The sequence below is a fragment of the Sphingobacterium kyonggiense genome (assembly GCF_039536825.1).
Classification (GTDB): Bacteria; Bacteroidota; Bacteroidia; order Sphingobacteriales; family Sphingobacteriaceae; genus Sphingobacterium; species Sphingobacterium kyonggiense.
The window spans coordinates 28,642-54,625 of the sequence record NZ_BAAAZI010000005.1 but is presented as its reverse complement, the minus strand read 5'-3'; the positions used below and the strand labels follow the sequence as shown (position 1 = coordinate 54,625).

Annotated in this window: 23 protein-coding genes and 2 pseudogenes; 18 read left to right on the top strand and 7 right to left on the bottom strand. The window is 42.5% G+C overall.

Going from position 1 to position 25,984, the window contains the following annotated elements:
• Positions 1–52 precede the first annotated feature (52 nt).
• Together ABD676_RS04585 and ABD676_RS04580 are read left to right on the top strand one after the other, a co-directional pair.
• Positions 53–879: pseudogene (locus ABD676_RS04585) on the top strand (RteC domain-containing protein).
• An 88-nt stretch (positions 880–967) separates the two neighbouring features.
• A pseudogene (locus ABD676_RS04580) lies at positions 968–2,084 on the top strand (IS256 family transposase).
• 204 nt (positions 2,085–2,288) lie between these two features.
• Here ABD676_RS04580 and ABD676_RS18295 read toward each other — a convergent pair.
• From ABD676_RS18295 to ABD676_RS04555, 4 genes are all read right to left on the bottom strand, one after another.
• The gene (locus tag ABD676_RS18295; protein WP_002993225.1) at positions 2,289–2,624 is read right to left on the bottom strand and encodes a four-helix bundle copper-binding protein; all 336 of its coding nucleotides are present in this window, start codon (positions 2,622–2,624) and stop codon (positions 2,289–2,291) included.
• 28 nt (positions 2,625–2,652) lie between these two features.
• Positions 2,653–3,273 carry a DUF305 domain-containing protein gene (locus tag ABD676_RS04565; protein ID WP_344673465.1) on the bottom strand — a complete coding sequence of 207 codons (621 nt, stop codon included), beginning with the start codon at positions 3,271–3,273 and terminating at the stop codon, positions 2,653–2,655.
• A gap of 285 nt (positions 3,274–3,558) precedes the next feature.
• Positions 3,559–8,991 carry an N-6 DNA methylase gene (locus ABD676_RS04560; RefSeq protein ID WP_344673464.1) on the bottom strand — a complete coding sequence of 1,811 codons (5,433 nt, stop codon included), beginning with the start codon at positions 8,989–8,991 and terminating at the stop codon, positions 3,559–3,561.
• Entirely contained in the window at positions 8,978–9,415 is a 438-nt protein-coding gene (locus ABD676_RS04555; protein ID WP_002993229.1) for a DUF1896 domain-containing protein, read from the bottom strand. Before ABD676_RS04555 ends, ABD676_RS04560 begins: the two co-directional genes overlap by 14 nt.
• Before the next feature lie 613 nt (positions 9,416–10,028).
• Here ABD676_RS04555 and ABD676_RS04550 point away from each other — a divergent pair.
• From ABD676_RS04550 to arsB, 4 genes are all read left to right on the top strand, one after another.
• Positions 10,029–10,358: an ArsR/SmtB family transcription factor gene (locus ABD676_RS04550; RefSeq protein WP_003010092.1), complete on the top strand. Its 330-nt coding sequence runs from the start codon at positions 10,029–10,031 to the stop codon at positions 10,356–10,358.
• A gap of 75 nt (positions 10,359–10,433) precedes the next feature.
• On the top strand, positions 10,434–10,898 hold the full coding sequence (locus ABD676_RS04545) for a DUF6428 family protein (RefSeq protein ID WP_002993236.1): 465 nt from the start codon (positions 10,434–10,436) through the stop codon (positions 10,896–10,898).
• Positions 10,899–10,917: 19 nt separating this feature from the next.
• Entirely contained in the window at positions 10,918–11,532 is a 615-nt protein-coding gene (locus ABD676_RS04540) for a low molecular weight phosphatase family protein (protein ID WP_002993237.1), read from the top strand.
• A 3-nt stretch (positions 11,533–11,535) separates the two neighbouring features.
• The gene (gene arsB, locus ABD676_RS04535) at positions 11,536–12,564 is read left to right on the top strand and encodes an ACR3 family arsenite efflux transporter (protein ID WP_148917773.1); all 1,029 of its coding nucleotides are present in this window, start codon (positions 11,536–11,538) and stop codon (positions 12,562–12,564) included.
• 73 nt (positions 12,565–12,637) lie between these two features.
• Here arsB and ABD676_RS04530 read toward each other — a convergent pair whose 3' ends face one another.
• Positions 12,638–12,907 (bottom strand): fic family toxin-antitoxin system, encoded by a 270-nt coding sequence (locus ABD676_RS04530; protein ID WP_425565268.1) that lies wholly within the window; start codon positions 12,905–12,907, stop codon positions 12,638–12,640.
• Positions 12,908–12,941: 34 nt separating this feature from the next.
• On the opposite strand from ABD676_RS04530, the gene ABD676_RS04525 reads away from it, so the two are divergent.
• From ABD676_RS04525 to ABD676_RS04510, 4 genes are all read left to right on the top strand, one after another.
• Positions 12,942–13,520, top strand: a complete 579-nt coding sequence (locus ABD676_RS04525; protein ID WP_313260103.1) for an efflux RND transporter permease subunit — start codon at positions 12,942–12,944, stop codon at positions 13,518–13,520.
• Positions 13,517–14,218: a TolC family protein gene (locus ABD676_RS04520; RefSeq protein WP_313260101.1), complete on the top strand. Its 702-nt coding sequence runs from the start codon at positions 13,517–13,519 to the stop codon at positions 14,216–14,218. Before ABD676_RS04525 ends, ABD676_RS04520 begins: the two co-directional genes overlap by 4 nt.
• Before the next feature lie 8 nt (positions 14,219–14,226).
• Positions 14,227–14,700, top strand: a complete 474-nt coding sequence (locus ABD676_RS04515; protein WP_313260099.1) for a TolC family protein — start codon at positions 14,227–14,229, stop codon at positions 14,698–14,700.
• A gap of 262 nt (positions 14,701–14,962) precedes the next feature.
• The gene (locus tag ABD676_RS04510) at positions 14,963–15,526 is read left to right on the top strand and encodes a helix-turn-helix domain-containing protein (RefSeq protein ID WP_002993247.1); all 564 of its coding nucleotides are present in this window, start codon (positions 14,963–14,965) and stop codon (positions 15,524–15,526) included.
• Positions 15,527–15,541: 15 nt separating this feature from the next.
• Here the strand turns inward: ABD676_RS04510 and ABD676_RS04505 are convergent, their stop codons facing one another.
• Positions 15,542–15,919: a Fur family transcriptional regulator gene (locus ABD676_RS04505; RefSeq protein ID WP_313260096.1), complete on the bottom strand. Its 378-nt coding sequence runs from the start codon at positions 15,917–15,919 to the stop codon at positions 15,542–15,544.
• Positions 15,837–16,055, bottom strand: a complete 219-nt coding sequence (locus tag ABD676_RS04500) for a hypothetical protein (protein ID WP_344673473.1) — start codon at positions 16,053–16,055, stop codon at positions 15,837–15,839. The genes ABD676_RS04505 and ABD676_RS04500 overlap by 83 nt, the downstream gene beginning before the upstream one ends.
• On the opposite strand from ABD676_RS04500, the gene ABD676_RS04495 reads away from it, so the two are divergent.
• The 8 genes from ABD676_RS04495 (at position 15,994) to ABD676_RS04460 (ending at position 25,984) form a co-directional block, all read left to right on the top strand.
• Positions 15,994–18,336 carry a TonB-dependent receptor gene (locus ABD676_RS04495; RefSeq protein WP_344673463.1) on the top strand — a complete coding sequence of 781 codons (2,343 nt, stop codon included), beginning with the start codon at positions 15,994–15,996 and terminating at the stop codon, positions 18,334–18,336. The genes ABD676_RS04500 and ABD676_RS04495 overlap by 62 nt on opposite strands.
• A gap of 35 nt (positions 18,337–18,371) precedes the next feature.
• Positions 18,372–18,935: a hypothetical protein gene (locus ABD676_RS04490; RefSeq protein ID WP_003010105.1), complete on the top strand. Its 564-nt coding sequence runs from the start codon at positions 18,372–18,374 to the stop codon at positions 18,933–18,935.
• A 264-nt stretch (positions 18,936–19,199) separates the two neighbouring features.
• Positions 19,200–21,611 carry a heavy metal translocating P-type ATPase gene (locus ABD676_RS04485; protein WP_003010106.1) on the top strand — a complete coding sequence of 804 codons (2,412 nt, stop codon included), beginning with the start codon at positions 19,200–19,202 and terminating at the stop codon, positions 21,609–21,611.
• Between the two features lie 99 nt (positions 21,612–21,710).
• Positions 21,711–21,932: a heavy-metal-associated domain-containing protein gene (locus ABD676_RS04480; RefSeq protein ID WP_002993257.1), complete on the top strand. Its 222-nt coding sequence runs from the start codon at positions 21,711–21,713 to the stop codon at positions 21,930–21,932.
• A 261-nt stretch (positions 21,933–22,193) separates the two neighbouring features.
• Positions 22,194–22,373 (top strand): hypothetical protein, encoded by a 180-nt coding sequence (locus ABD676_RS04475; RefSeq protein WP_002993259.1) that lies wholly within the window; start codon positions 22,194–22,196, stop codon positions 22,371–22,373.
• Between the two features lie 459 nt (positions 22,374–22,832).
• The gene (locus tag ABD676_RS04470; protein WP_344673462.1) at positions 22,833–23,522 is read left to right on the top strand and encodes a DUF3347 domain-containing protein; all 690 of its coding nucleotides are present in this window, start codon (positions 22,833–22,835) and stop codon (positions 23,520–23,522) included.
• 32 nt (positions 23,523–23,554) lie between these two features.
• Positions 23,555–23,842, top strand: coding sequence for a phosphoribosylpyrophosphate synthetase (locus tag ABD676_RS04465; protein ID WP_344673461.1), 288 nt, complete (start codon positions 23,555–23,557; stop codon positions 23,840–23,842).
• Between the two features lie 18 nt (positions 23,843–23,860).
• Positions 23,861–25,984 (top strand): heavy metal translocating P-type ATPase, encoded by a 2,124-nt coding sequence (locus ABD676_RS04460; RefSeq protein WP_344673460.1) that lies wholly within the window; start codon positions 23,861–23,863, stop codon positions 25,982–25,984.

Sequence of the window (25,984 nt, the reverse complement as noted above, 5' to 3'; positions counted from 1 at the left end):
TGAGGTCGGATTTAGAATCCGACCTCTTTTGATGAATTAAAAATGTTACTTAATGAGCAATTATTACGAGGAAATAATAAAGAAACTAGAAGATGAAATAAAAGAGGTGTCTCTTGAACTGGATGGTTCCATAGCTTTGTATGAAGTTATTATCGAGTTGATATTATCGAGACTTTCCGAAATAAAGGAATATACACTAAAAAATGGCTTTGATAGTATAAATGAAGAGATCCACTTTTTCAAATATCAAAAACCAGTCATTGTTGCAAAACTCATTTACTATAACGCTATCTATAAAATAGAGACAAAAAAACCTAATGATATAAAAGCTATTAGGAAATACATTAATGGTGAGCTAAGGAAACTCAAACGGTATTTTGAGAGTAACCTTGAATTCTATAAATATTACCGAACAGGCAGTTCATTTGTAGATGAAAAGTTATTTGTTCGGGGCAAACACGATATAAAGTAAGTTTGGACACGGTTTATTTTGAAACCGACCACCGGTTTTCTACATCCCACGATTATAAGGCGGCAAAAATAATTGCCAATGACCTGATTCAAGTTTATCTTGAAGACCAACTTCACAACATAATCTATAAAGATAAATCAATAGACCTACCAACATTAAGTTGGACGGGAAGCAAAGCGGCTTTAACGGAATTGATTTACGGACTGCATTCTCAAGCCGTCTTCAATAATGGGAATACAGATATTATAACCATAGTCAGATTTTTTGAAAACAGTTTTAATGTTGATTTGGGCGATTTTTACCATACATTTTTGGAACTCAAAGCAAGAAAGCTGAACCGAACGAAATTCCTTGACAGCTTACGTGATGCTTTGATTAAAAAAATGGAAGAACAGGACGAAATATAAAATCAAAAGACGATTTTGTCGATCAGAGACTGTAAAATAAACTGTGTCAAGGATAATAAACAGAAGTATTATTTTTGACATAGTAATTATGAGTATTAAGGAAAGCGATTTTGATTTTGAGTCCATGAAGGACCTGGCCCTAGAACAGTTACGTAGTGGTGAATCACTTTATGGCAAGAACTGAGCTTTTGCTCCTTTAATGAAAAAGTTTTTAGAAGCAGCGCTAGAAGCTGAGATTGAGAGCCATCTGGATGAAGCTGAACGCTCTTGTGGTAATCGTCGTAACGGCAAGTCCAGCAAGCAGATTCGCACCTCAGATGGCACTATCGAGATCGATACTCCGCGTGACCGTCGGTCTAACTTCGAACCCCAGCTTATTAAGAAACGTGAGACGATTTTAGCTTTCTTCGATTACCGATAAGATCATTCCCCAGGTCAAGGAGTGGCAATCAAGAAGTCTAGACTCGCTTTATACGATTGTTTGGATGGACGCCATGCACTACAAAGTAAAAGAAGACCATCGGTTTGTTTCGCGGGCAGTATACAATATTCTTGGCATTGATCGAAATGGACATAAGCATCTGTTAGGGATGTATGTTTCGGAGAATGAGGGAGCTAACTTTTGGTTGAGCGTATTGACTGATTTACAAAATCGAGGCGTAGAGGATATCTTAATTGCTTGTATCGATAATTTAAAAGGGTTTTCCGAAGCGATACAGAGTGTTTTTCCCGACACCGGAGTACAGACCTGTGTAGTACATCAAATCCGAAACAGCCTAAAGTATGTAGCCAGTAAGGATCAAAAGGAGTTCATGAACGATCTAAAACCCGTATATAGGGCCGATACGTTGGATCTAGCCGAGCTTCGGATGGATGAACTTCAGGATAAATGGGGTGAAAAGTATCCTGTGGTCATTGAATCCTGGCGACGCAACTGGGATCGTCTGACCACCTATTTCCGATACGATAAATCCATCCGAAAGTTGATATACACGACTAACACGATCGAAGGATTTCATCGCCAAGTGCGTAAGGTCACCAAAACTAAAGGTGCATTCACCTCCGATATAGCGTTATTGAAATTGATTTATTTAGCACATAACAACATTAAGAAGAAATGGACGATGCCACTAGCCAATTGGGGAACAACAGCACAGAAATTAGCAATTTGGTTTCCGGGAAGAATGGTGTTAGATTTGCAATAAGAAAAATGGTTGAATTACCGCCCCGCGGGGCGGTAATTCAACCATTGACACAGTTTATTTTACACTCCCGTCGATCATTATTCGGCGAAGGAGCCAGTCCATTTTCCTCTTTCCCTAACTATCGTTTACAAATGGAAACGGTCCTGAAATTCTTTACCCAGTTTGAATTCATTGGAGGTTTTTAGACTTCTACCAATAATGAGATTATACCGCCGTTGCCATTTGCTCACAAGCTTCTGCGCATTTGTAGCAAGCATCCGCACACTCTTTGCAATGTTGCATATCATGCTTAGCACATTCATCTCCACACGCTCTACAAATCTCCGCACATAGCTTGCAAAGGTGACGGCTATATTGGCTTCCCAAACTCATGAGTTCGGCTGCGGCTCTACATATGGCTGCACATTCCAGATCAAGCTGGATACATCGAGCCATCATTTTTACATTGTCCTCTTGCAAGCAAGAAGCTGCACAATGGTTACAAGCTACAGCACAGGCGTAGCATTCGTCAATACATTTTTGAAATTGTTGATGTGACATAATTTTATTGTTTAAAGTGAGAAATTATTTATCTATTCTTATTAGCTAATAACCAGGTTTGAATCTCCGAGATTTCCTGATCCTGTTTTTCAATAATATTTTTTGCCATTGTCTGCATAGCACTTTCGTGTCCGTAAATAAGTTCCAATCTTGCGTTTCCAATTGCATTTTGATGATGCTGAATCATCAACATGGCAAAATCGTGATCCGTGTCTCCATTAATGATTTGGAGATCTGTCACTCTGCCTGAGCGTTCCATATTTTTCATCTGCTCTGTAACAAATTCGGGAACATTTAGATGCGGTACGTGACCATTGAGAAATGTGGTTAATTCTTGAATCTCAGCCTTCTGGTCTTTAATTATTTTCTGGGCCATCTCCCTCATTTGCGCATCATCGCCGGATTGCAGTTCCTTATTTGCCATGTCGATCGCTCCCTGATGATGCATTCGCATCATCAGAGCAAAAGCATTATCAGGGTCGGGGGGCATTTGCATGGCCATCATCTCATCCATCATGTTGTGCATGATAGTCATCATTTCATTGTCATCGTGATTCTGGATTTTGATTTTGTTGATATCGTCCTTATCGCACGCTTGGATAAATAACAGTATTCCTGCCATTGCCATTATTTTTATCGCTAATTTCATAGATGTATATTATTATTATCAATTTCCTTTTCTCTTTTAATAATGAAATGTTAAAGACTTTTTTTTGATAGCACACATAGACAGAACAACATACAATTCAATTTGTTTGATTTTTTGGATTCAAAACGAGCTACAGATAAGATATGTGGGTGTAAGATTATTTCTGTAATGTAGTGGTTTATGCTACTATTTATTCATCAATTTTGAAATGAATCACAGTCCAGAAATAAATTGAACGAACCTGAGATGTTGTGATTAGGAAAATGTATGAATGGGTAAATGTTTTTACAATACTCCCCGTGACATATAAATACTTTTTGTCGGTACTACGCTTTCCATAGCCTTTGGATTTTCTTGCTGCTTTTCGACTTGTTCTGTAGACTTTTCTATTGGTTCCGGAGTGATAGATAACTGTATTTTCCGCTCAATTGCCGCCAACTCCGTTTTGAGTTCGCTAAGTCGGTTTTCTTTTGTCCACGTACCATTGATTACTTCCTTAAGTATTGGAATGTTTTTTTGGAAATCTGCCATATTCTCCTGTTCTTTTCTGATATAGGTGGGCAGCTTTTCCAATGCTTTAATAAAATTTAGTGAAGCTGTTTCGGGATCTTTTGCCATTACACCATTGTTGAATGTATATTTGATAGTACCCTTACCTTGAATAAAAAAACGGTTTACACGAATATCCACCCCCTCTTTTTGTGACATTTCCGTTTTTACCAAAAGTTGAAAGCCATACAGATTACCGATTTCTTCATAATCCCCACCCGTTCGGGATTTGTCGGCAAGCTGATTGAGCTTTGCACCGATTTGTTTTATATCCGCATTGGGCGACAAAACGTCTAATTTAATAAGGTTGGCAACGGAACCGTCAGTGTTTTTTTGGATACGTCCCTGCAAATTATTCCAATCAAGGCTCATACGGTCATAGCGGGATTGGGCTTTTCCAAGTTCTGCCTCATAATCTTCCAGTTTGTACTTGGCACTTGATTTTGAACGATTGAACGATTGCCTTTCGCTTTCCAATCCGGCAATCTGTTTCTCTATTTTAGCTTTGTCCAAAAGGTCGGTATTGCCCATAAGGATAGCTACATATTCCGAGAAATTCATACCCGACTTTTCATCCATACCACCTTCGTCAATCGTCCGTTTACCAAGATTGTTGGATTTTAATTGGTCAATAAATAGCTGTTTGTTGTGCAGCAGGTTGAACTTATAACTATCCAGCGATTTTTCAACGGCATAGATGATTACATCCACTTTATTGTCGTTAAAATGCTTGGCAATCTCATTGCCTTTGCGGATAGCCCTACCGTCCCTTTGCGCAAGGTCGGACGGTCGCCACGGCGTATCTAAATGGTGTACGGCAACGGCTCTTTTCTGTGCGTTCACACCTGTACCGAGCATACTCGTAGAACCGAAAAGGACACGGATTTTGCCCTCGTTCATTCCTTTGATTAGCTCTTTTCGTTGCTTGTCATTCTTCGCTTCCTGTATAAAGCGGATTTCGTGTGCAGGTATGTCGTGGTCTTCCACGAGCTTACGTTTGATTTCGGAGTAGATATTCCACTGATTTGGCTTGTATGTTCCCAAATCCGAGAAGATGAACTGCGTGCCTTTCTGTGCATTGAATTTATTGTAATATTTAGCAATATTATCTGCACAATGGGAAGCTCTGTTATCGGCGTGGTCTTGGTAATGGGGGCTTACCATTCGCATATCCAAAGACATCTTTCGAGCGTAGTCCGTAGCGATAAGCATTTTTGCTTTTTCTTCTTTTTTAGATAGCGGTTTTCTGCCAAGTAATTCCCCTTTGCCTGATTTGGCAAACTCCATCAGCTTTTCAATAAACTTCTCCTGGTCTGGAGTTGGAGGTATGTTGTAAAATATCTCGTTCTTTTCGGGACGGTCTATTCCAATCATTTCGGCGGTACGGTAATCCGTGATTTCGGAGTAGAATTGAGCGAGTTCCGGCACTTTGATAAAGTAGCGGAAACGCTCTTTTGCCACGATATTATTGGCGACCGAAAACTCATAATCGGTTGTTTTCTTTGCGTAGATTGCCGCCCACGCATCAAACGAGTTAATGCCCTGTTTTGCCAAAGCCCTTGGTCGCAGGTATTTGAACAACAGGTACAATTCGGTCAGTGAATTGCTGATAGTCGTACCCGAAAGGAAAGTTGCCCCCATATCCGCATCGGTACGTTCCTGTATAGTCCGTATAGCAAACAAAAGATTCAGTGCCTTTAGGCTTCCCTGTTGATTGCCCAATCCTGCAACCCTTGAATGCCTTGTGTTGAAAATCAGGTTTTTGAATTGGTGGCTTTCGTCTACAAATAAATGGTCGATACCCATCATCTTGAAGTCCACAATATCATCTTTGCGGTTTTCAATGTCGTGTTGCAGGGTTTTCAGCTTGACTTCGAGGTTTTCTTTCTGTTTCTCTGCTCCGGCGAGCATACCCCGGGTTACTTCATCGCCCTGACTTCGCAAAACGTCAAGATTTTCCTCCACACTGTCCAGTTCGGATTGCAGGATTTCCTTTTGTATTTCGGGCGATTGGGGTATCATTCCGAACTGGTCGTGGGTCAATATCACACAATCCCACTCGTTGTTCTTAATATCTCCGAAAATCCGCAGTCGTTTTTGGGGCGTAAAATCATCAATGCCCGGATAGAGTATTTTAGCGTGCGGATAGGCGGTGCGGTAGGCTTCGGCAATTTCAGGTATATTCGCTTTCAACCCGATAATCATCGGTTTGTGGGCCAGTCCCAAACGCTTCATTTCCTGTGCACCCGTGCACATTATCAACGTCTTTCCGGCACCTACTTCATGGTCGCAGATAGCACCGTTATTGAGCTTTATTATCCAGACAGCATCCTTTTGGCTTGAATACAGGTCTTCAATACCCAATGCTTTTCGGTCCAATTCCGGAAACACCTGATGGGAACCGTCGTAGTGCGGTCGGACAAAACAGTTAAAGGTGTCGTTGTATTGGTCAGTCATCCTTATCTTGAACTCATCGTTTTGGGCGTGGAGCCAATCGTTAAAGGAGGTTCGGATTTCGTCAATCTTGGTATTCGCCATTTGTATGGCTTCCATATCCCGTACCTTGACATTCTTTCCGTCAACCTGTACCATTTTGGAAATATCGGGTGTGGTATTGACAAGGGCGTGCTTGAGCAGGGCAATCCCGTCATACGTCCGGCTTTGGGCTTTGACCGCATATTTATCCCATATATGGACATTTTTCTGTTTGCAGGTGACGGAAAAATCATCGGCACTGTCCGAATAGTGGATTTTCACATCTGCGTCGAACAGATGCGATGCAAATCGGGCGTAGATGCCAGTGGGTATCCAGCGTTCGCCCAGATTAAAATCGAGTTCCTCAAATTCGATACGTCTTGGTCGGGCTTCTTCCAAAACGGTAAGGCTTTCTTTAGCTTGGGTATCATCGGGATTGCTTTCGAGGTAATCTCTTATTTCGTTGGCTTTCTCCACTACATTGCCCGCAACCCAGCGTTCGAATATTTCATATTCCTTTTGCAATGGATTGTAGTAGATGAGACCGTGTAAGGCTTCTTTCAAAGCATCAGCAGGCATACCGCTGATTTCGGACATAAAGTCCAAATCCACGCTTCCGTATTTGTTCAGCGAAGCCGATAACGCTTCTTCGGGATTGTCCGTTGCAATGGTTGCGGTAGAAAAACTTACAGGACGGCTGAATATATCTGCCTTATGGATTACACCACCAACGACACGCTCCAGATAGGGCATTTCTTTGCCTACACTGTCTGTTTTGATGAGCTTGATATTGTCCGCACTGTTGAGATTTCCGTACCTTTTGACAAAAGCATCGTATAAGCGGTTAAGGTTTTCCCTTTCTTCCTTGTGTTCTGAATGTTTCTCGGCTTCTTTTTGGTAGAGGTCGATATAGGTATCACGAACTTGGATATATGCTTCGGCTCTTGCTTTTTGCAAAGACGGTAACTGCAACGGGTGGAATATTGCCCTTGCATCACTTTTATCCACTTCCTGCAAATAGCCGACCCAACCGTTATCTACGACAAGGCAATCGTTACGGTGAAACTGTTGGAGTTCGTCACTGTACGGAGCAGGTTCGGGAACAGTAGCAGGTACGGTACCGGCTGACTTATCTGCTTGGCCATTACTGTTTGCCTGTGAAAATAAATCGCCGATTGTTTTCTGTTTTGTGCCATTGGTTTGTAAGGTTTTATTGACCGTGCCGTTTGATGCTGGAGATGTATAGGACTGTTGCATCGCTCCGCTAAAGAGGTCGGTTTGCCGACCTCTTGGGGTACGTTTTCTTTTTGTCGTTTGTCTTTTGGCTTGGGTGGTTTTCTTTGGCGGGGTAATAACCGCTACGGTTTCATTTACATTTTCAAACAGGTCGAAAATGCTTAGCTGTTTTAATTCCTGCTGGCTTTCCTGTACAATGGCTGGTGCAGTAAAACGCGGTCGTTCGGGTTGTATGATTTCGGGTTCAGTAGCCGGAGGTGCCGGCGTTGGCGTAATCGGAATTTGTACGATAGGTTCATCGTTGCTTTCGCCTTTGTACAAATCAAAATTCAGGTGCTTTCCAAAATCTTCGGAAAGCATTTGCTTCAAATCTTTGGCAATCCCCGCAACACCGTCTTTATGCGTATAGATAATTGCAGGTTTTCCGTATGGGTCGGTATCTATCTTACGGTCGGTATGTATGACCCTCGTACCGTCACGGAAAAAAGCATTGCTTGAAGTATCGTATTTGGTCTGCCTGCTTTGGCAAAACAGCTCTTCCAATTCGCTCAGAGGTTGTTTTGCCGTATTCTTTTGCAGGATAATCAGGTCGCTTCCGACTTCTGTACCTGCATATTCCGTGAACAGGTTGTTTGGCAATCGGACAACCGACACCAGATGGTTGCTTTTCATTAACGCCCTACGTATCGGCTCATTGTTGGGGCTGTTTAAAATTCCTTGCGAAGTAATAAATACCTGCAAACCACCCTCACGGAGCATATCGTTTCCTTTCAAAAAGAAATAATTGTGTATGCTACGGGCAGCCTGTATTTTTGCGGGGTCTTTGCTTCGGGAAAACGTAAGATCGAACACGGAAGTATCGCCAAACGGAATGTTGCTTGCAACAACATCATAGCTATTTTGTTCCTTTTCGGGGATTTCCTCAAAACCGCTCACACGGATATTGCTTTCGGGATAGAGGTGTTTTAGGATTTTGCCTGTCAGCAAATCTTTTTCATAGGCAGTTACTTTGGTTTGTTGGTTTTCGGAAAAGGATTGTATAAACGAGCCGATACCTGCGGAGGGTTCAAGGAATTTCTGAATATTTACATCGCTTTCCCGCAGGGTTTCGGAAATTGCATCAATTACCTGTGGAGGTGTATAAAAAGCCGTCAGCACGGAGCTTTTCATACTGTCCACGTATCGGCGGTATTGCTTATCGTCTTCGGACTTTTCTTTGAGCAGTTTGTGGAGTTCCAGCGTAATGGGGAATAAATCGTGTTCGGTTTTCCTCCAATGGTTGATATCTATTTCATTTGCTATGGGGTTCAATACGAATTTAAGACCGCCAAATCCGCTGTATTGTTTCATTGACAGTCTTTCACCCACGGTAGCGTTTCGTTGCTCTTTTTCCAATGTAAAGGCAATCCGCAGGGCTTCGATATTGTGCAAGAGATGCTGCCGTTTACTGAAGCCCATTTTCCTCAATCCATATTGCGATGGTTCCGGTTATCTCGGTATAGAGCAGGTCAAACTCATAACCGTAGGCAAAATCATCGGCTAGTTCATATTGGGCGAAAACATTCTCGCAAACAGGGAACATTTTCAGAGCGAACCGCCGCAGTTCCTCGTCTGCCATTAGGGTATCGAACTCATTGCAGACTACCTGAAAAACCATATCAAACTTGGAGAAGTGCAAACCCTCAAAGAGTATGTAATTCGCTATCTCATTACATTGCTCAATGGCATTGCCGGAACGGAACGCATCCTCATAGGCATTGGCAGCCCACGAGGAACGCTGGTCAATAAATTTTTGGTTGCTGGCTTTTTCAGGGAAACTACTGTTCAGGAGTTCCTGTAGTCGTAAACGGAAATACGACAGGTCTTTTTGCTGTGTACTCATAATAAAATTTTGTTTAGAATTTTGCGTAAAACCTAAAATTAGAGCAGGGAGCAAGAGCCTTTGAAGAAGTGGCAGGGTTTGGCTTCGGGAGGCAGGATTTGGCAGAACAGTGTTTATTCAGATATCGTTATAGAGTTGTCCACTTCATTGACATATACGTCCGACCCATCAAAATCATCATCATCGTTTTGGGAACTTTGTCTTGTAAAAAGCTCCAGTCTGTCAACTTGCCCAAAAAGCCGAACAATACGCTTTCTGATTTTGTCAGGTTTTTCGGATTGTCTTCCACGGGGAGATATAAGCACCTGTGGAACATCTCTTACATGTCTTTCAAGAGGTTTTCCCTTTGTGAACAGTAGGACGATTTCTGCATTTGCCCGTGTAATATATCCCATTCCAATAAAAACCCAATCATTGTTCCTGTTCGTTTTTTTTTTCTTGCAACGGCTAAGGTATCAGCGAGAAGAAAAGGTCGACTGAAAGTGGCAGAGTTTGGCTTTGAGAGGTAGGGTTTTACCACACATAAGATTATTAAAAGAATTGATTGTTTTTTTACAAACCATATTATATCTAAATTTATTATCGTAATATTGCGATATATAAAAAACAAAGCATGGGACTTACTAAATCAGAAATATTCACGGACGAGCAAAACAGATTAGCTTCTCTATTTAAGGTTCTGGCACACCCTGCAAGGGTTGCCATACTTCAATATATCATTAACCAGAAAGCCTGTATCTGTAATGATCTGGTCGAGGAATTGGGATTGGCACAGGCTACGATTTCTCAGCATTTAAAGGAGTTAAAGAGTATCGGCATCATTCAAGGCACAATCGAGGGTAAATCTGTTTGTTATTGCATCGATAAAAATGTTTGGAAAAAAATCCAAGCAGATTTTAATTCATTCTTTGATCAGGAAGTAAAGGTAAACAAGTGCTGTTAGCCGTGTTTTTTTAATATTTAACATCGCTATATTACGATACAATATTTTAATAAATCATTTCAAAATTCAAAAACAATGAAACTATCAAACATCAAAGAAATCTTACCAACATTGGACAATGTTGAATTTCAATTAGCGGACGGAACATTTGTCCCCAAACATTTCCACGTTACGGAGGTAGGTATTGTTACAAAACATTTTATTGATTGTGGCGGAACGATCAGAAATGAAAAGGTCGTCAACTTCCAGTTGTGGAACGCCAACGATTTTGAACACAGGCTAAAGCCGACCAAACTATTGAACATCATCAAACTGTCCGAAGAAAAATTGGATATTCAAGATGCCGAAATAGAAGTGGAATACCAAAGCGAAACCATTGGCAAATACAATCTGGATTTTAACGGAAACCATTTTGTACTGAAAAACAAACAAACCGCTTGTTTGGCAAGTGATGCCTGCGGTATTCCTGCCGAAAAACAAAAAGTAGAATTATCAGAGCTGAACAGTGCTTGCTGTTCGCCTAATTCGGACTGTTGTTAAACCCTATAAACCAATCGTAATGTACAAGAATTTAGCTGAAACCATAAAGGGAATATCTGATGTTCAGACCGTAAGCGAAGAACGTAAAACCATATTGCAACCCTTGATAGACTTCGTACAACAAAAAGTAAGCAACGGACAGGTAATAAATCTCAATTTCATCTGTACACACAATTCACGAAGAAGCCATTTATCGCAGGTTTGGGCACAGGTGGCAAGTGTATATTACCATATCCCGAATGTATATTGCTATTCGGGCGGTACGGAAGAAACGGCATTATTTCCGAAAGTAGTGGAAACATTGAATGAACAGGGTTTTTCTGCTTTCAAAATTTCGGAAGCGGACAATCCTGTTTATGCTATTAAGTACAGTGAAAATGCTTTGCCGATTATCGGTTTTTCAAAAAAGTACGATAGCCCTTTCAATCCTGTATCGGCATTCACTGCCATTATGACCTGTTCACAGGCAGACGATGGCTGTCCTTTTATTGCAGGTGCAGAAAAGAGAATACCTATCACATTTGAAGACCCGAAGATTTCAGACGGCACAACAGAGCAGACAAAGATATATGCGGAAAGGAGTTTGGAGATAGCAACTGAAATGTTCTATGTTTTTTCAATGATTAAAAAATAACCAATGCAACCAAAACTAAAATTTCTTGACCGTTACCTTACCCTATGGATATTCCTTGCTATGGCATTTGGCGTAGGATTAGGATATTTCTTTCCCAACATTTCTAACGTAACAGACAGCTTGTCCGTAGGAACCACTAATATCCCGCTGGCAATAGGTTTGATACTGATGATGTACCCGCCATTGGCAAAGGTGGATTATACAGTATTGCCCAAAGCGTTTAAGGATAAAAAAGTAATTGGAATATCTTTATTCCTCAATTGGGTAATCGGTACGGTAATGATGTTCGGGTTAGCCGTTCTGTTTTTAAGGAATGAACCCGATTATATGACGGGATTGATTTTGATAGGATTGGCAAGATGTATCGCAATGGTAATTGTATGGAGCGACCTGGCAAAAGCCAACAGGGAATATACGGCACTATTGGTAGCGTTGAACAGTGTCTTTCAGATATTGAGTTACAGTTTTTTGGTTTGGCTTTTTATCAACGTATTGCCGAGTAAATTAGGATTAGCCAATTTCAATGTAAATGTATCAATGAAAGACGTTACCGAAAGCGTGTTGATATACTTGGGTATTCCTTTTTTTACAGGTTTCGTGAGCCGATATGTTCTTATAAAATCAAAAGGCATTGAATGGTACAATAGAAAATACATACCGGCAGTATCACCTATTACACTTTACGCATTATTGTTTACCATTGTACTGATGTTCAGTTTGAAAGGCGACAAGATATTGGAGTTGCCAGTGGACGTGATTAAGATAGCCATACCGCTAATCATCTATTTTGTATTGATGTTTTTCGTGAGCTTTTTTATAAGCAAATCCCTGAATGTTCCTTATGACAGGAACGCGTCCATAGCATTTACAGCCACCGGGAACAATTTTGAATTGGCCATAGCCGTAGCCATTGCGGTTTTTGGTATTCATTCTCCACAGGCATTTGTTGGCGTTATCGGACCATTGGTCGAAGTGCCTGTACTGATACTATTGGTAAGGGCAAGTTTATGGTTGAAGAAGAAACTATACTAAGTTGATGTAAATAACTTAGCGGGATTTTAGAATTGTCAAGAAACTAAAATTAAACCCTCTGAATCCGGAGCGTTTATTGTTTGTTCAAGATGTGAAGCATCCTGCCCACCTCAATATCCATTCGGGAAAATGCAAACCATTTTTTGCCCAGGTCTTTGAGCGAAGCCCCTATATGGTAAAGCTCCGCTTGGTCTATTATCAAAAATCGGTCGTGGGTATCGGAGAAAACCTTAATTTCAATCGGGAGGTATTGGCTGTTGTACCGTTTTATGTCCAATTGTAGCTGATTGCTGATTGCTTTGGTGTAGATTGTTGCGGTTACATTTTGTTTTCGCTTACCCAATATCGTTAGTGCCGTTGAGGAAATCCAACAGATAGTGGGCGAAAAAATAAAGCTGCCCGAAGATTACCACATTGAATACGGTGGGCAATTTGAAGCGGAGGCAGAAGCATCGCAGACCTTGATTGCGACCTCCCTGCTTTCCATTCTGATTATTTTCCTGATACTGTTCCGGGAGTTCAAAACGGTAAAGTTAGCCGCCATCATTTTAATCAACCTGTCTTTGGCATTGATTGGCGGTGTGTTCAGCATCTATTTTACCAGTGGCATTTTGAGCATTCCTGCCATTATCGGTTTTATCACCTTGTTTGGTGTGGCTACCCGTAACGGCATCCTGCTCGTATCGCATTACAATACATTGTGTGATGAGGGGTTGGATTTGTACGATACGGTTATACAAGGCTCAAAGAACAGGTTAAGCCCCATCCTGATGACGGCACTTACCGGAGGGCTGGCATTGATACCGCTTGCTATTGCGGGCGATTTGCCCGGCAACGAGATACAAAGTCCTATGGCAAAAGTGATATTGGGTGGCTTGCTTACTTCTACATTGCTCAACATTTTTATTGTTCCGGCGGTGTACTATTTATCTAACAAAAAAGCAGCTAAAGCATGAACATAAAATTTTTAACGGCAATCTGTATGTGCGTTTTTACCATACAATTGCAGGCACAGTCAGGATTGGAAACCGTCTTGTCTGATGTTGCCAAGAACAATAAAACGCTGCAAACCCAAAGCAAATATTGGGATGCGCAGAAGTTATTGTACCATACGGGCAATACGCTGTACGACCCTGTGGTCAGCTACGATTTTATGCGTGGCTCACCCAATGCCATTGCGGGCAACCAAACGGACATTAACGTCTTGCAGCGTTTCGACTTTCCCACGGTTTACAGTAAAAAGAAAGCATTGGCTGGCGAGCAGAGTAAGCAGGCAGATTTTTCGCTAACAGCCAACAGGCAGGAAATATTATTGGGAGCGAAAAAGATTTGCATTGAACTGATATACCGCAATAAACTTCAGGAAAGAATTATAGAACGGAAAACAAAAACCGAAAAGTTCCTGACCGACTTTCAGACCAAACTGGATAAGGGCGAAGGTAATGTGCTGGACGTGAATAAGGCTAAACTTCAATTGATTGAGATTAATAAAGATTATCAGTTGAACATTTCCGCTATCAACCAACTTCATCAAAAACTGACGGAACTTAACGGCGGTATAGAGATAGTCTTTAACGATACCATATACCCTGAATATAAGCCCGTTCCTGCATTTGAAGAATTGGAAGAAACAATTGAATACAAGACCCGGTAAGAAAATATTTGACACAACAGACCGTAGTAGCCCAAAAGGATATTGAAGTTACTAAGGCATTGACCCTGCCAAAATTTGAAGTGGGTTTTCATTATCAGGGTATTTTAGGGCAGCAGTTTTACGGTGCAAAAGTAGGCGTGAGCATTCCTTTGTGGGAAAACAAAAATCGGGTGAAGCAAAAGCAGGCTGAATTATCGGTGGCAGAAGTACAGGTAGCACGGCACAAGAACGAACATTATTATCATTTGAAGCAACTGTATGAAAAGTATATCAACCTGCAAAAGACGGTAGCAGAATATGAGAAAGTATTAAGCAGTATCAACAGTATTAAACTATTGGATAAAGCGTTATCATTCGGAGAGATAACCACTATCCAATATTTTTTGGAGGCAAGTTACTTTTATACCGCTACCAATAATTATTTGCAGGCGGAGAAAGAGTACAACGATGCAATAGCCGAACTGTACCAGTATTTGCTATAATTTAATATTGTAGGGTGAATGCAGACCATTAGCAAAGGCAGATGTATCACTGTTTTAAAACCTTGCGGAATACAACTTTCGCAAGGTTTCAATTAACTAAATTAGAAGCCTGGGCCGAGGCTTCAGGTTAACAAAAACCCAAATTAAAAGCGCCTATGCAGACAATGCAATCAGATAACTTGATTTAGACAGGAAGCAACGAGCGTAGTTCGACTTAAATCGTAAATTTGTTTATTGTGCTTAATATAGCAGTTAGTAAGATATGAATACACTCTTTATTAAAAATATGGTATGCGACCGCTGTATTATGGTGGTGCAAAACGAATTGGATAAACTTGGTTTAGATGCTAAAAATGTAAAGCTGGGCGAAGTTACCCTTACCAAAGAAATTACACCTACGGAGAAAGAGGCTTTGGTCAAGACTTTAGAGCCATTGGGGTTTGAAGTAATTGATGATAAAAAAGGCAGGATAATAGAAAAGATAAAGAACATTATCATTGACCTGGTACATCATCAGGATAGTGATGTAAAAACCAACCTTTCCGATGTATTGAGCGATAAACTGCACCACGATTACAATTACTTGTCCAATCTGTTTTCAGAAGTAGAGGGTACAACTATTGAAAAATACTTTATCGCCCAAAAGGTGGAAAAGGTAAAAGAACTGCTGGTGTATGATGAACTGTCGTTAAGTGAGATTGCCATGCGCCTCAACTATTCAAGCGTAGCCTATTTGAGCAACCAGTTCAAGAAAGTAACGGGGCTTACCCCGAGCTATTTCAAACAAGTCCGGGAAGATAAGAGAAAGCCGTTGGATAAAGTATAGGAACGGCTACGCTATTCAGGAACACTGCGGGCAAAGCCCTGACACCGTAAAATTGACTTCACTTATTTTATATCCTTTAGGCAACTTAAATAACGGTTGCACATCCTCTATACAAGTTACCGATTTACATTTTTGACAACTGAAATGCAAGTGGTTATGATTGTGGACTACTTCACAGTTATGGCAACTTGCATATCGTACACCCCCGTCAACGTTTACCACTTTGTGGACTAAATCTTCTTCCATTAACCTATCCAGTACCCTGTAAATCGTCACCCTGTCGCACAGACCATCCAACGCCAACTGGATTTCAGCGTGCGACAATGCCAAATCCGACTTGTGGAGCAGGTTCAAAATCGCTGTTTTGGCGACTGTGTTTCGTACTTGTTTCATTTTTATTATATAATAATTGCAATGTTGTTGCGTTTTCAAAGATAATAATTTGTTTTTGCAACAACATTGCATTAATGCGATTGTCGTTTTCTATGAATAAAGTTGTTTTACTTTTTATCCTATTAGTCGCAAACATCCATACCAGCTATGCCCAAAAATGCAACTATACCATATCCGGTCAGGTGGGAAGCTCTGACAAGGGCAGCCCGTTGAGCGGGGTATATATCAACCTGAACAACGGCCAATATGTGGCGGTTTCCGATAGTTCGGGAAATTTTAAGTTTGAAAAACTATGCAAAGGGAACTATCTCATAAAGGCCAGCTATATGGGACATGAGGCGGAGCCGCAAAACATTTCTTTGGAAGCGTCTCGTCACATTGAAATCTTTGTAGAGGAAAACTCCACGATGCTTGACCCGGTGGTCATTACCACCACGGTCAATAAGGCGCAGAATACCGGGCTTCTAAGAGAATTAAGACAGGGGGAACTAAGCAAGAGCAGCGGTCTCCCGCTGGCGGATATGCTCGGCCAGCTTCCCGGGATCAACGTCATGCAGACCGGAACGACCATATCCAAACCTATCTTTCACGGCCTGCACAGCAACAGGTTATTGACCATAAACAACGGTGTGAGGCAGGAGGGGCAGCAATGGGGCAACGAACACGCTCCCGAAATAGACCCCTTCATTGCAGACAATATTGCTGTCATCAAAGGTGTGGATGAACTGAAATACGGTTCGGATGCCATCGGCGGTGTTGTCCTTGTCAACCCCAAACCACTGCGGTACAGCGGATTTTCGGGAGAACTGAATACGGGCTACTTTACCAATAACAATCAGTTTGTGGTATCTGCAATGGCAGAGCAGCAACTCAAAAGTATACCCCAACTAAGTTTCCGTGTACAGGGAACTTTTAAGCAGGGCGGCAATATCCAAACGCCGGACTACATACTGAACAACACCTCCCTGAACGAATACAATTTTTCATTCACGACCGGGTACAAGACCGACAAGTATTCCATTGAAGCCTTTTACAGCCACTTTCAGACCAAGGTAGGCATATTTCAGGGTTCACACATGGGGAACTTGGCAGACTTACAGACTGCGATTGATGCGGACAGACCCAACGACATCTTTTTGGGCTATAAAAGCTTTCAGATTGGCAGACCTTACCAAAGGGTGACACACGATTTGCTAAAGGTAAAATCGGAGATATTTGCCGGAGAGAAAGCCGGGAAACTGAACATACAGATTGCCGCACAATTCAACAACAGGGAAGAATTTGATATAGTCAGGAACAGCGAAATTACAACGCCTCAAATGACTTTGAATGTCAGCACGATTTCCGAAGAAATTTCTTGGGAGCATCCCACATTCAAAAACTTTAACGGAAGTATCGGCATATCCGCTATGCAGCAGGACAATACCTACAAAGGTCGGTATCTCATCCCTGCCTACAATTCCCAAACATACGGTGCATACTGGATTGAAAAATGGAAGAAGAACAAATGGGAGCTTCAGGGCGGTATCAGGTATGATTTTAAGCAAATCAGTACGGTACGATACCCTTACAATAACCAGCCTGTGGAGCATGACTTTGATTTTTCAACAATCGGGGCATCATTCAATACCATCTACCATCTTTCAGACCATATCAGGATAAACGGAATGGTCAGCCTTGCCAATAGGGCTCCCCACGTTAACGAACTGCTCATTGACGGCATACATCAAGGTACTGCCACCTATGAACTTGGGGACGTAAACCTGAAAATAGAGCAGGCTGTAAACACGGTCTTGGGGCTTTCATATAGCAATGAAGAAAAATCGGTAAATATAGACTGGTCTGTATTCTACAATTCCATCAACAACTTTATCTATTTACAGCCCCGACCGGGAGAGCCTGTATTGACCATTGCAGGTGCATTTCCCAAATTCGTCTATCAACAGGCTGATGCCTATCTCACGGGAACGGATTTATTAATCAATTACAAGCCTGTACAGAAACTGGACATCATAGGAAAGGCATCTTTGCTAAGGGCGTACAATAAAACGATAAACGACTGGCTGATTTCCATGCCATCGGACAGGTTTTCATTGGGGTTCAATTACGAACTGCCCGATATAAGGTCTTTCCAAAAATCCTATATCGGGATGGAAATTCCGCTGGTCTTAAAACAGACAAGAGTACCTGATGAAAACATACACGGCCAGCAGGATTATAAGCTGCCCCCTGATGGTTATCTCCTGACAAATATATCCGCTGGTACAGTGGTCAGTGTCTTGGGCAGGTCACTGAACATCAATCTTGCAGTGAGCAACCTGTTCAATACCCGGTACAGAAACTACCTGAACAGCTTCAGGTATTTTACGGACGAAATGGGCAGAAACATCTCCGTTAGATTAAAGTACGTTTTCTGACAAACACGTTTTTCAACAATTAAATTTATATAACAATGACACAGAAATTCAAACATTTTTCTTCGATTGCCGTAGCGGCAATCGTACTATTCGCAACCTCATGCAGCAAAGACGATGACCCTATCCCCGAAGAAAACGACAACGAGGTAATCACTACGGTACAGCTACGTTTTAAGGAACAGGGAACCACGAACGAACTTCTTTATGCTTGGAAAGATGCTGACGGAGCCGGAGGAAACGCCCCGGTCATAGACCAGATTGCACTGCAACCGGGTAAGTCCTATGATGTCAGCGTATCCTTTCTTGACGAGGTAAATGGTGAAGACATTACCGAAGAAGTAAGTGAGGAAAATATAGACCACCGTATTTATTACGTGCCATCTTCCACATCAAATATACAAATCACAAATTTGGATAAGGATGACAACAACGTTACGTTAGGGCTGGAAAGCGTTTGGACAACCACGACCGCTTCCACTGGTACTGTCAGGGTTGTGCTGCGCCATTATCCACAGGGAGGAAAGATTGAAACGGACTTGATTAATGACCCTAAGTCATCAACTGACGTAGATATTCAATTTAATTCTAAAGTTGAATAAACCCCGCACCAAGAAGAAGACCGGGCATCCGTCAGTATTTTAAGACCACAGCTTTTTAAGCAAACAATAAAGCATTGCGATTATCTTTCGCAATGCTTTGTGGTTTTAAAGACCATCTAAAACTGGCTTTATGGCGATAACCATCTGATGAAGTGGCTCACCTATACAGGATTTCAATAAATCTTACAAATCAAATCCAAAATTTCACAACAGTACCCATAATTATAATAGCCAATTTTGCATTGTAAATTAAAGCAGGCAAATATGGCGACAAACAGAGAAAATATATACATACCGTTGGAGGATGTAGAAAGCGAACACTGTGCATTAATCGTTGAAAAGGGATTGGCACAGGTAAAAGGCGTAGAAACCCATAAAGTAGAGCTGAACAACCGCAGGGCAGCGATTACAGTAGATAGCAATGAAACCGTAGGCGAAGCTGTTAAGGCAATTAAAGATTTAGGTTACGGAGTTCCTACGGTTAAAAGTGCTTTTCCGGTATTGGGCATGACCTGTGCATCCTGTGCGGGCAGTGCCGAAAGCATTGTTAAATACCAACCGGGAGTAGTTAATGCTTCCGTGAACTTTGCAACGGGCAATCTTACCGTGGAATATCTGCCCAATATGACCGATGCCTCCACCCTGCAAAAAGCGGTTCAGGGAGTAGGTTACGACCTATTGATTGAAGACAAAACCAAGCAGCAGGAAACGCTCGAAGCCATCCACGAAAAGAAATTCCGAACCTTGAAAAACAAGACCATTTGGGCAATTATCCTTTCCCTGCCCGTGGTAATCATAGGAATGTTCTTTATGGATATGCCCTATGCAGACCCGATAATGTGGCTCTTTTCCACGCCCGTTGTAATATGGTTGGGCAGGGATTTTTTTGTAAACGCTTGGAAGCAGGCAAAGCACCGTTCCGCCAATATGGATACGCTGGTGGCATTGAGTACAGGTATTGCCTACCTGTTCAGTGTTTTCAATATGCTGTTTGCCGACTTTTGGCATCAACGGGGACTGCACGCCCACGTATATTTTGAAGCGGCAGCCGTTATTATCGCATTCATCCTCTTGGGAAAACTGCTGGAAGAAAGAGCCAAAGGCAACACCTCTTCAGCCATTAAGAAGCTGATGGGCTTGCAGCCAAAAACGGTCATCGTGGTACAGGCGGACGGAACGGAAAAGCAGACCGCTATCGAAGACGTAAGCGCAGGCGATGTGATACTCGTAAAGCCCGGTGAAAAGATTGCGGTAGACGGCATGGTCATATCGGGCAATTCGTATGTGGACGAAAGCATGTTAAGCGGTGAGCCTGTACCTGTATTGAAAAAAGAAAAAGAAAAAGTATTTGCAGGAACGATTAACCAAAAAGGCAGCTTCCGGTTCAGGGCGGTAAAAGTGGGCAAAGAAACCATGCTTGCCCACATCATCAAAATGGTGCAGGATGCACAGGGAAGCAAAGCACCCGTACAGAAACTGGTCGATAGGATTGCGGGCATCTTTGTTCCCACAGTGATAGGTATTGCCATCCTGACATTTACGCTATGGTTGATTTTGGGAGGCGAAAACGGGGTTGTTCAAGGTCTGTTGGCAGCCGTTACGGTATTGGTCATTGCCTGCCCCTGTGCTTTAGGCTTAGCGACACCCACCGCTATTATGGTAGGTGTTGGTAAAGGTGCTGAAAATGGCATTTTGATAAAGGATGCCGAAAGTTTGGAACTGGCCAAAAAAGTAAATGCCATCGTTTTGGACAAAACCGGAACCATCACCGAGGGAAGACCACAGGTAACGGGCATTAAATGGCTGAACAATGAGGACACTGCAAAAGAAATCCTTTTGAGCATCGAAAAGCAATCCGAGCATCCATTGGCAGAAGCCGTAGTGAAGCATCTTGGCGATGTAGCGACCACCTCTTTATCCATGTTCGACAGCATTACGGGCAAAGGCGCAAAAGCAGACCATGACAACGAAACCTATTATGTAGGCAACAAAAAGCTATTGGCAGAAAACAACATTGCCATTGCCGGCGAATTACAAGACCAGGCCGAAGAATGGGGCAAACAGTCTAAAACCGTTATCTGGTTTGCAAACAGCAAAAAGGCTCTTGCTGTAATCGCTATCGCCGATAAGATTAAGGAAACATCGGTGCGGGCTATCCGGGAAATGCAGGAAATGGGCATTGACCTGTATATGCTGACCGGAGATAATGAAGCTACTGCAAAAGCCATTGCGGAGCAGACAGGCATCAAGCATTACAAAGCCGAAGTTTTGCCACAGCACAAAGCCGACTTTGTGAAAGAACTGCAAAGTAAAGGAAAGGTAGTGGCAATGGTGGGCGATGGTATCAACGACAGCACCGCATTGGCAACAGCCGATGTAAGTATCGCAATGGGCAAAGGCAGCGACATCGCAATGGACGTAGCCAAGATGACCATCATTTCGTCCGACCTGACCAAGATACCGCAGGCAATACGCTTGTCCAAACAGACCGTAGCCACCATCAAGCAAAACCTGTTCTGGGCGTTTATCTACAACGTAATCGGCATTCCGGTAGCGGCAGGCATCCTTTACCCTGTTAACGGCTTCCTGCTCAACCCGATGATTGCGGGTGCGGCAATGGCATTGAGCAGCGTGAGCGTGGTCAGTAACAGCCTGCGGTTGAAGTGGAAGAAATAAAACAGTAAATCTCACAAATCAAACAAGAAATTACACAACAATAACTAACTGAATAGTACGGAAATTTGCATTATCAGATAACTCTAAAATTTGTAAACAATGGAAAATAAACAATTTCAATTCAAGACGAACATCAATTGCGGCGGCTGTATCGCATCTGTAAAGCCGCACTTGGACAAGGCAGAGGGCATCTGCCATTGGGAAGTGGACACGGCCAACAAGGACAAAGTACTTACCGTGAAGTCCGAGGGCATTACCGAGCATGAAGTAATATCGACCGTGCAAAAGGCAGGCTTCAAAATAGAACCTTTGGATGCCTAAGCCAGCAACTTTTTGAAATGCCCTTTTTCCGACCGAATTTCCATGAGGTTGGGTTGATGAAAAAGGGCATTTTATCAATTCTGAAAAAAGGCGATAGGTTATTGCGTATATGGCATTATTTTTCCATATAGCAAAAAAAACGTAAAACGATATAAAAAACCAACCTAATTTGTAACTTTGTTGCGTTGAAAAATTATAGAATACATATAGGCATTTTGACATTGTTCTGTTTGGTTTTCTTTATGATGCCAAGTCAGAGCTATGCCTGTTCCAAAAATTCAACAAAGACCGAGCAGTCTTCCTGCTCAAAGGAGAAATCCAAAAAATCAGAACATACAAAAGGTTGCAAGAGCAAATCCTGTAAAAAATGCAAAAGTGACAAATGCGGGGGCGGTTGTTCCCACAGCTCTTGCAGGTGCGGTGCTTCAACCACTTCCCTAAATGTCCCAACCGTAATCGAATTAAAGGCAAAAGATCACTTAGCAGCAGCTAAAAAGCAAAAATTCGCTTTCAAAGAAGCCTATTATTCTTCGGGCTTTTTTTCCATTTGGCTACCGCCTAAAATAAGCTAAATTTATGGCCTGCCAGCCATAGGTATGTCCTGTCAGAAGCCGCTTCGGCTTTTTGCAAATCCCTTATTTGTATCATTTATTTAAAGTTTAAAACAGAAATGGGCTTTCCATACTTCATTTCTAAAAAGTAATTATTATGAAATCATTATCAAAAATAGTGATGGTAATCGCCGTGTTACTATCCTCAATGAATGGTTTCGCACAAATCAAAAATGCGAAAACAGAAACCGTAAAGATTTACGGCAATTGTGGTATGTGTAAAACCACCATCGAAAAAGCAGGTAACGTAAAAAAGGTAGCCAGCGTGGACTGGAACAAAGATACCAAGATGGCTACGCTCACGTATGACAGCGAGAAAACAAATCAGGATGAAATCCTGAAACGTATCGCTTTGGCGGGTTATGATAGTGAGAAGTTCCGTGCGCCGGATGACGTATATGCGAAACTGGCTGAATGCTGCCAGTACGATAGACCTTTGAAGACAATTGCCCAAAACAAAGGGGCGGCAATGGACATGAAAGTCGGACATGGCAATCACAACCACGGTGAAATGGCAGCACCCGCTAACAAGGATGCAGCTCAAAATCAATCACAGCTAAAAGCTGTGTTTGACAACTACTTTTCAGTGAAAGATGCTTTGATAAAAACCGATGCGGCAACTGCATCTGCCAAAGCCGCTGAATTGGCTGCATCCCTTAAAGCAGTCGATATGAACAAGCTTTCGGCAGAGGAACATACGGCTTGGATGAAAGTAATGCAGGACTTGACAGCTAATGCGGAAAGCATTTCAAAATCAAAAGACGTTGCAAAACAAAGAAGTGCTTTTGCGGCACTTTCGGGAAGCATCTACATACTGGCTAAAGTGTCTAAACAGGATACACCAGTTTATTACCAGCACTGTCCTATGTACAATGGAGGTAAGGGGGCCAATTGGCTAAGTAAAGAGAATGCCATTAAAAACCCATATTACGGCTCACAGATGCTTACCTGCGGCAGTACGGTCGAAACCATTAAATAACAGGTCGGAAAGCTATGGAACAGTATAGTGATATGGTGCAGGCTCTTAAAGACCTAAGACAACGTGGGTACAGTATTGATTTTAGTCTGTTGCCGGACTGCCTTTACTGTGCGTCAAAGAGCCTGAAACTAAAACCGGAGGATTTTACGGTTACGGAAACTCATAGGTTTGAAAGCCTCGACAGCAGTCCTGATAACAATGCCGTGATTTATGCCATATCGTCCAATGACGGTAAGAGCAAAGGGGTACTTGTTGATGCCTATGGTACTTATGCTGAAGAAATGACCCATGAGATGGTAAAAAAATTAAATGCAACATAACTTTTAAAATCCCTTGTTATGAAAAAATACACGTGTCCCATGCACCCGCAGGTGCTAAAAGACGAACCGGGCAAATGCCCTCTTTGTGGCATGGCATTGGTTCCCGTTGGCGGTACGTCAGCTTCTCATGAACACACGCCAGAACATGAGCATTCCGGGCATTCTCAACATGGCCATGATGACGAAAACTTTGATAAACATGAGGGGCATAATACAGGCGATTTCCTCACACGTTTTTGGATAAGCCTTGTCATTACAATCCCTATCCTGCTCCTGTCGCACATGATACAGCAATGGTTGGGTTTCTCCCTTGCTTTCAATGGCGATAAATATGTGCTGTTGGCATTGGGTACGGTGATTTATTGCTATGGAGGCTTACCGTTCCTAAAGGGAATGATTGGCGAGGTGAAAGCCAAAGCCATAGGGATGATGACACTTGTTGCCATTGCCATATCCGTAGCTTATGTTTATTCCGTAGCCGTTGTATTTGGCTTGCAGGGTATGGACTTCTTTTGGGAACTGGCAACCCTTATTGACATCATGCTGTTAGGGCATTGGCTGGAAATGCGTTCCCAAATGGCTGCTTCACGGGCATTACAGTCATTGGTGGCTTTGCTGCCTAACGATGTTACCGTGGAACGTGGCGGAGAAGCCGTAAAGATAAAGCTCGAAGACCTGCAAAGCGGTGAAACGGCTATCATAAAACCGGGTGAAAAAATTCCAGCCGATGGATTGGTTCTGGATGGGCTTTCGTATATCAACGAGAGCATGCTTACCGGAGAAAGTGTTCCCGTAAAAAAGGAAAAGGACGGAAAGGTCATCGCAGGCTCTATCAATGGCGATGGTGCGCTGAAAGTTAAGGTAACAGCAGTTGGAAAAGACAGCTACCTGAACCGGGTTATCAATCTTGTGCAGGAAGCACAGGCTACTAAGTCCAATACACAGAACCTTGCGGACAAAGTGGCCAAATGGCTCACCTTTATTGCCATTGCCGTAGGCATAGGCACATTTGCCTATTGGTATGCAACCAGTGGAGATATTGCCTTTGCGCTTGAAAGAATGGTGACGGTAATGGTAACGGCCTGCCCGCACGCATTGGGCGTGGCTATCCCGTTGGTGGTCGCCATTTCCACAACGCTTTCGGCGACCAATGGCCTGCTCATCCGCAACCGTACGGCATTTGAAACCACCCGCAAACTTTCCACTGTCATTTTTGATAAGACCGGAACGCTTACCAAAGGTTCCCATGCCGTGGAAAAGGTTATACCGTTAACGGATGAATACAATGCCGATGGGGTTATCCAGTATGCTGCCGCAGTACAGCAAAATTCGGAACACCATATTGCAAAAGGCATTATGGCCACATTGAAAGAAAAGAGCCTTGCCTTATGGAAGTCTGAAAACTTCAGCTATATGCAGGGCATAGGTGTAAAAGGTGTCGTAAACGGCAAAAATGTTGTAGCTGGTGGCCCGAATTACTTCACCGAAAACCACCTTTCTTTGCCGGAAATTCCAACCGAAATTAATCAGGAAGCCGAAACAGTAAACTTTGTTCTCATTGATGACCGGGTAATCGGCCTCATTACTTTGGCAGACAGCATCCGTGAGGGGTCGGCACAGGCGATTGAGGAACTCAAAAAAATGGGCATCAAGTCCTTTCTGCTCACGGGGGATAACGACAGGATTGCTGCTGCCGTAGCCGGAAAATTGGGTATGGACGGGTATTTGGCTAATGTGCTTCCGCACAACAAGCAGGAAAAAGTAAAGGAGTTTCAGGACAAAGGTGAAGTAGTTGCCATGACAGGTGACGGTGTGAACGATGCCCCGGCACTAGCACAGGCAGATGTGGGCATTGCCGTGGGTTCCGGTACGGACGTGGCTGCCGAAACAGCGGATATCATATTGGTAGACAGCGACCCGAGGGATGTGGTCAAACTGATTGATTTCGGCAAACTTACCTACAAAAAAATGGTACAGAACCTGATATGGGCGGTTGGCTACAACGTAGTGGCAATACCCCTTGCGGCGGGCGTACTCTATCCGAATTTTGTTTTAAGTCCCGCTATGGGTGCTGTGCTGATGAGTGTAAGCACCATTGTAGTGGCTATTAACGCAAGTTTCTTAAAAATCAAAAATAAATAA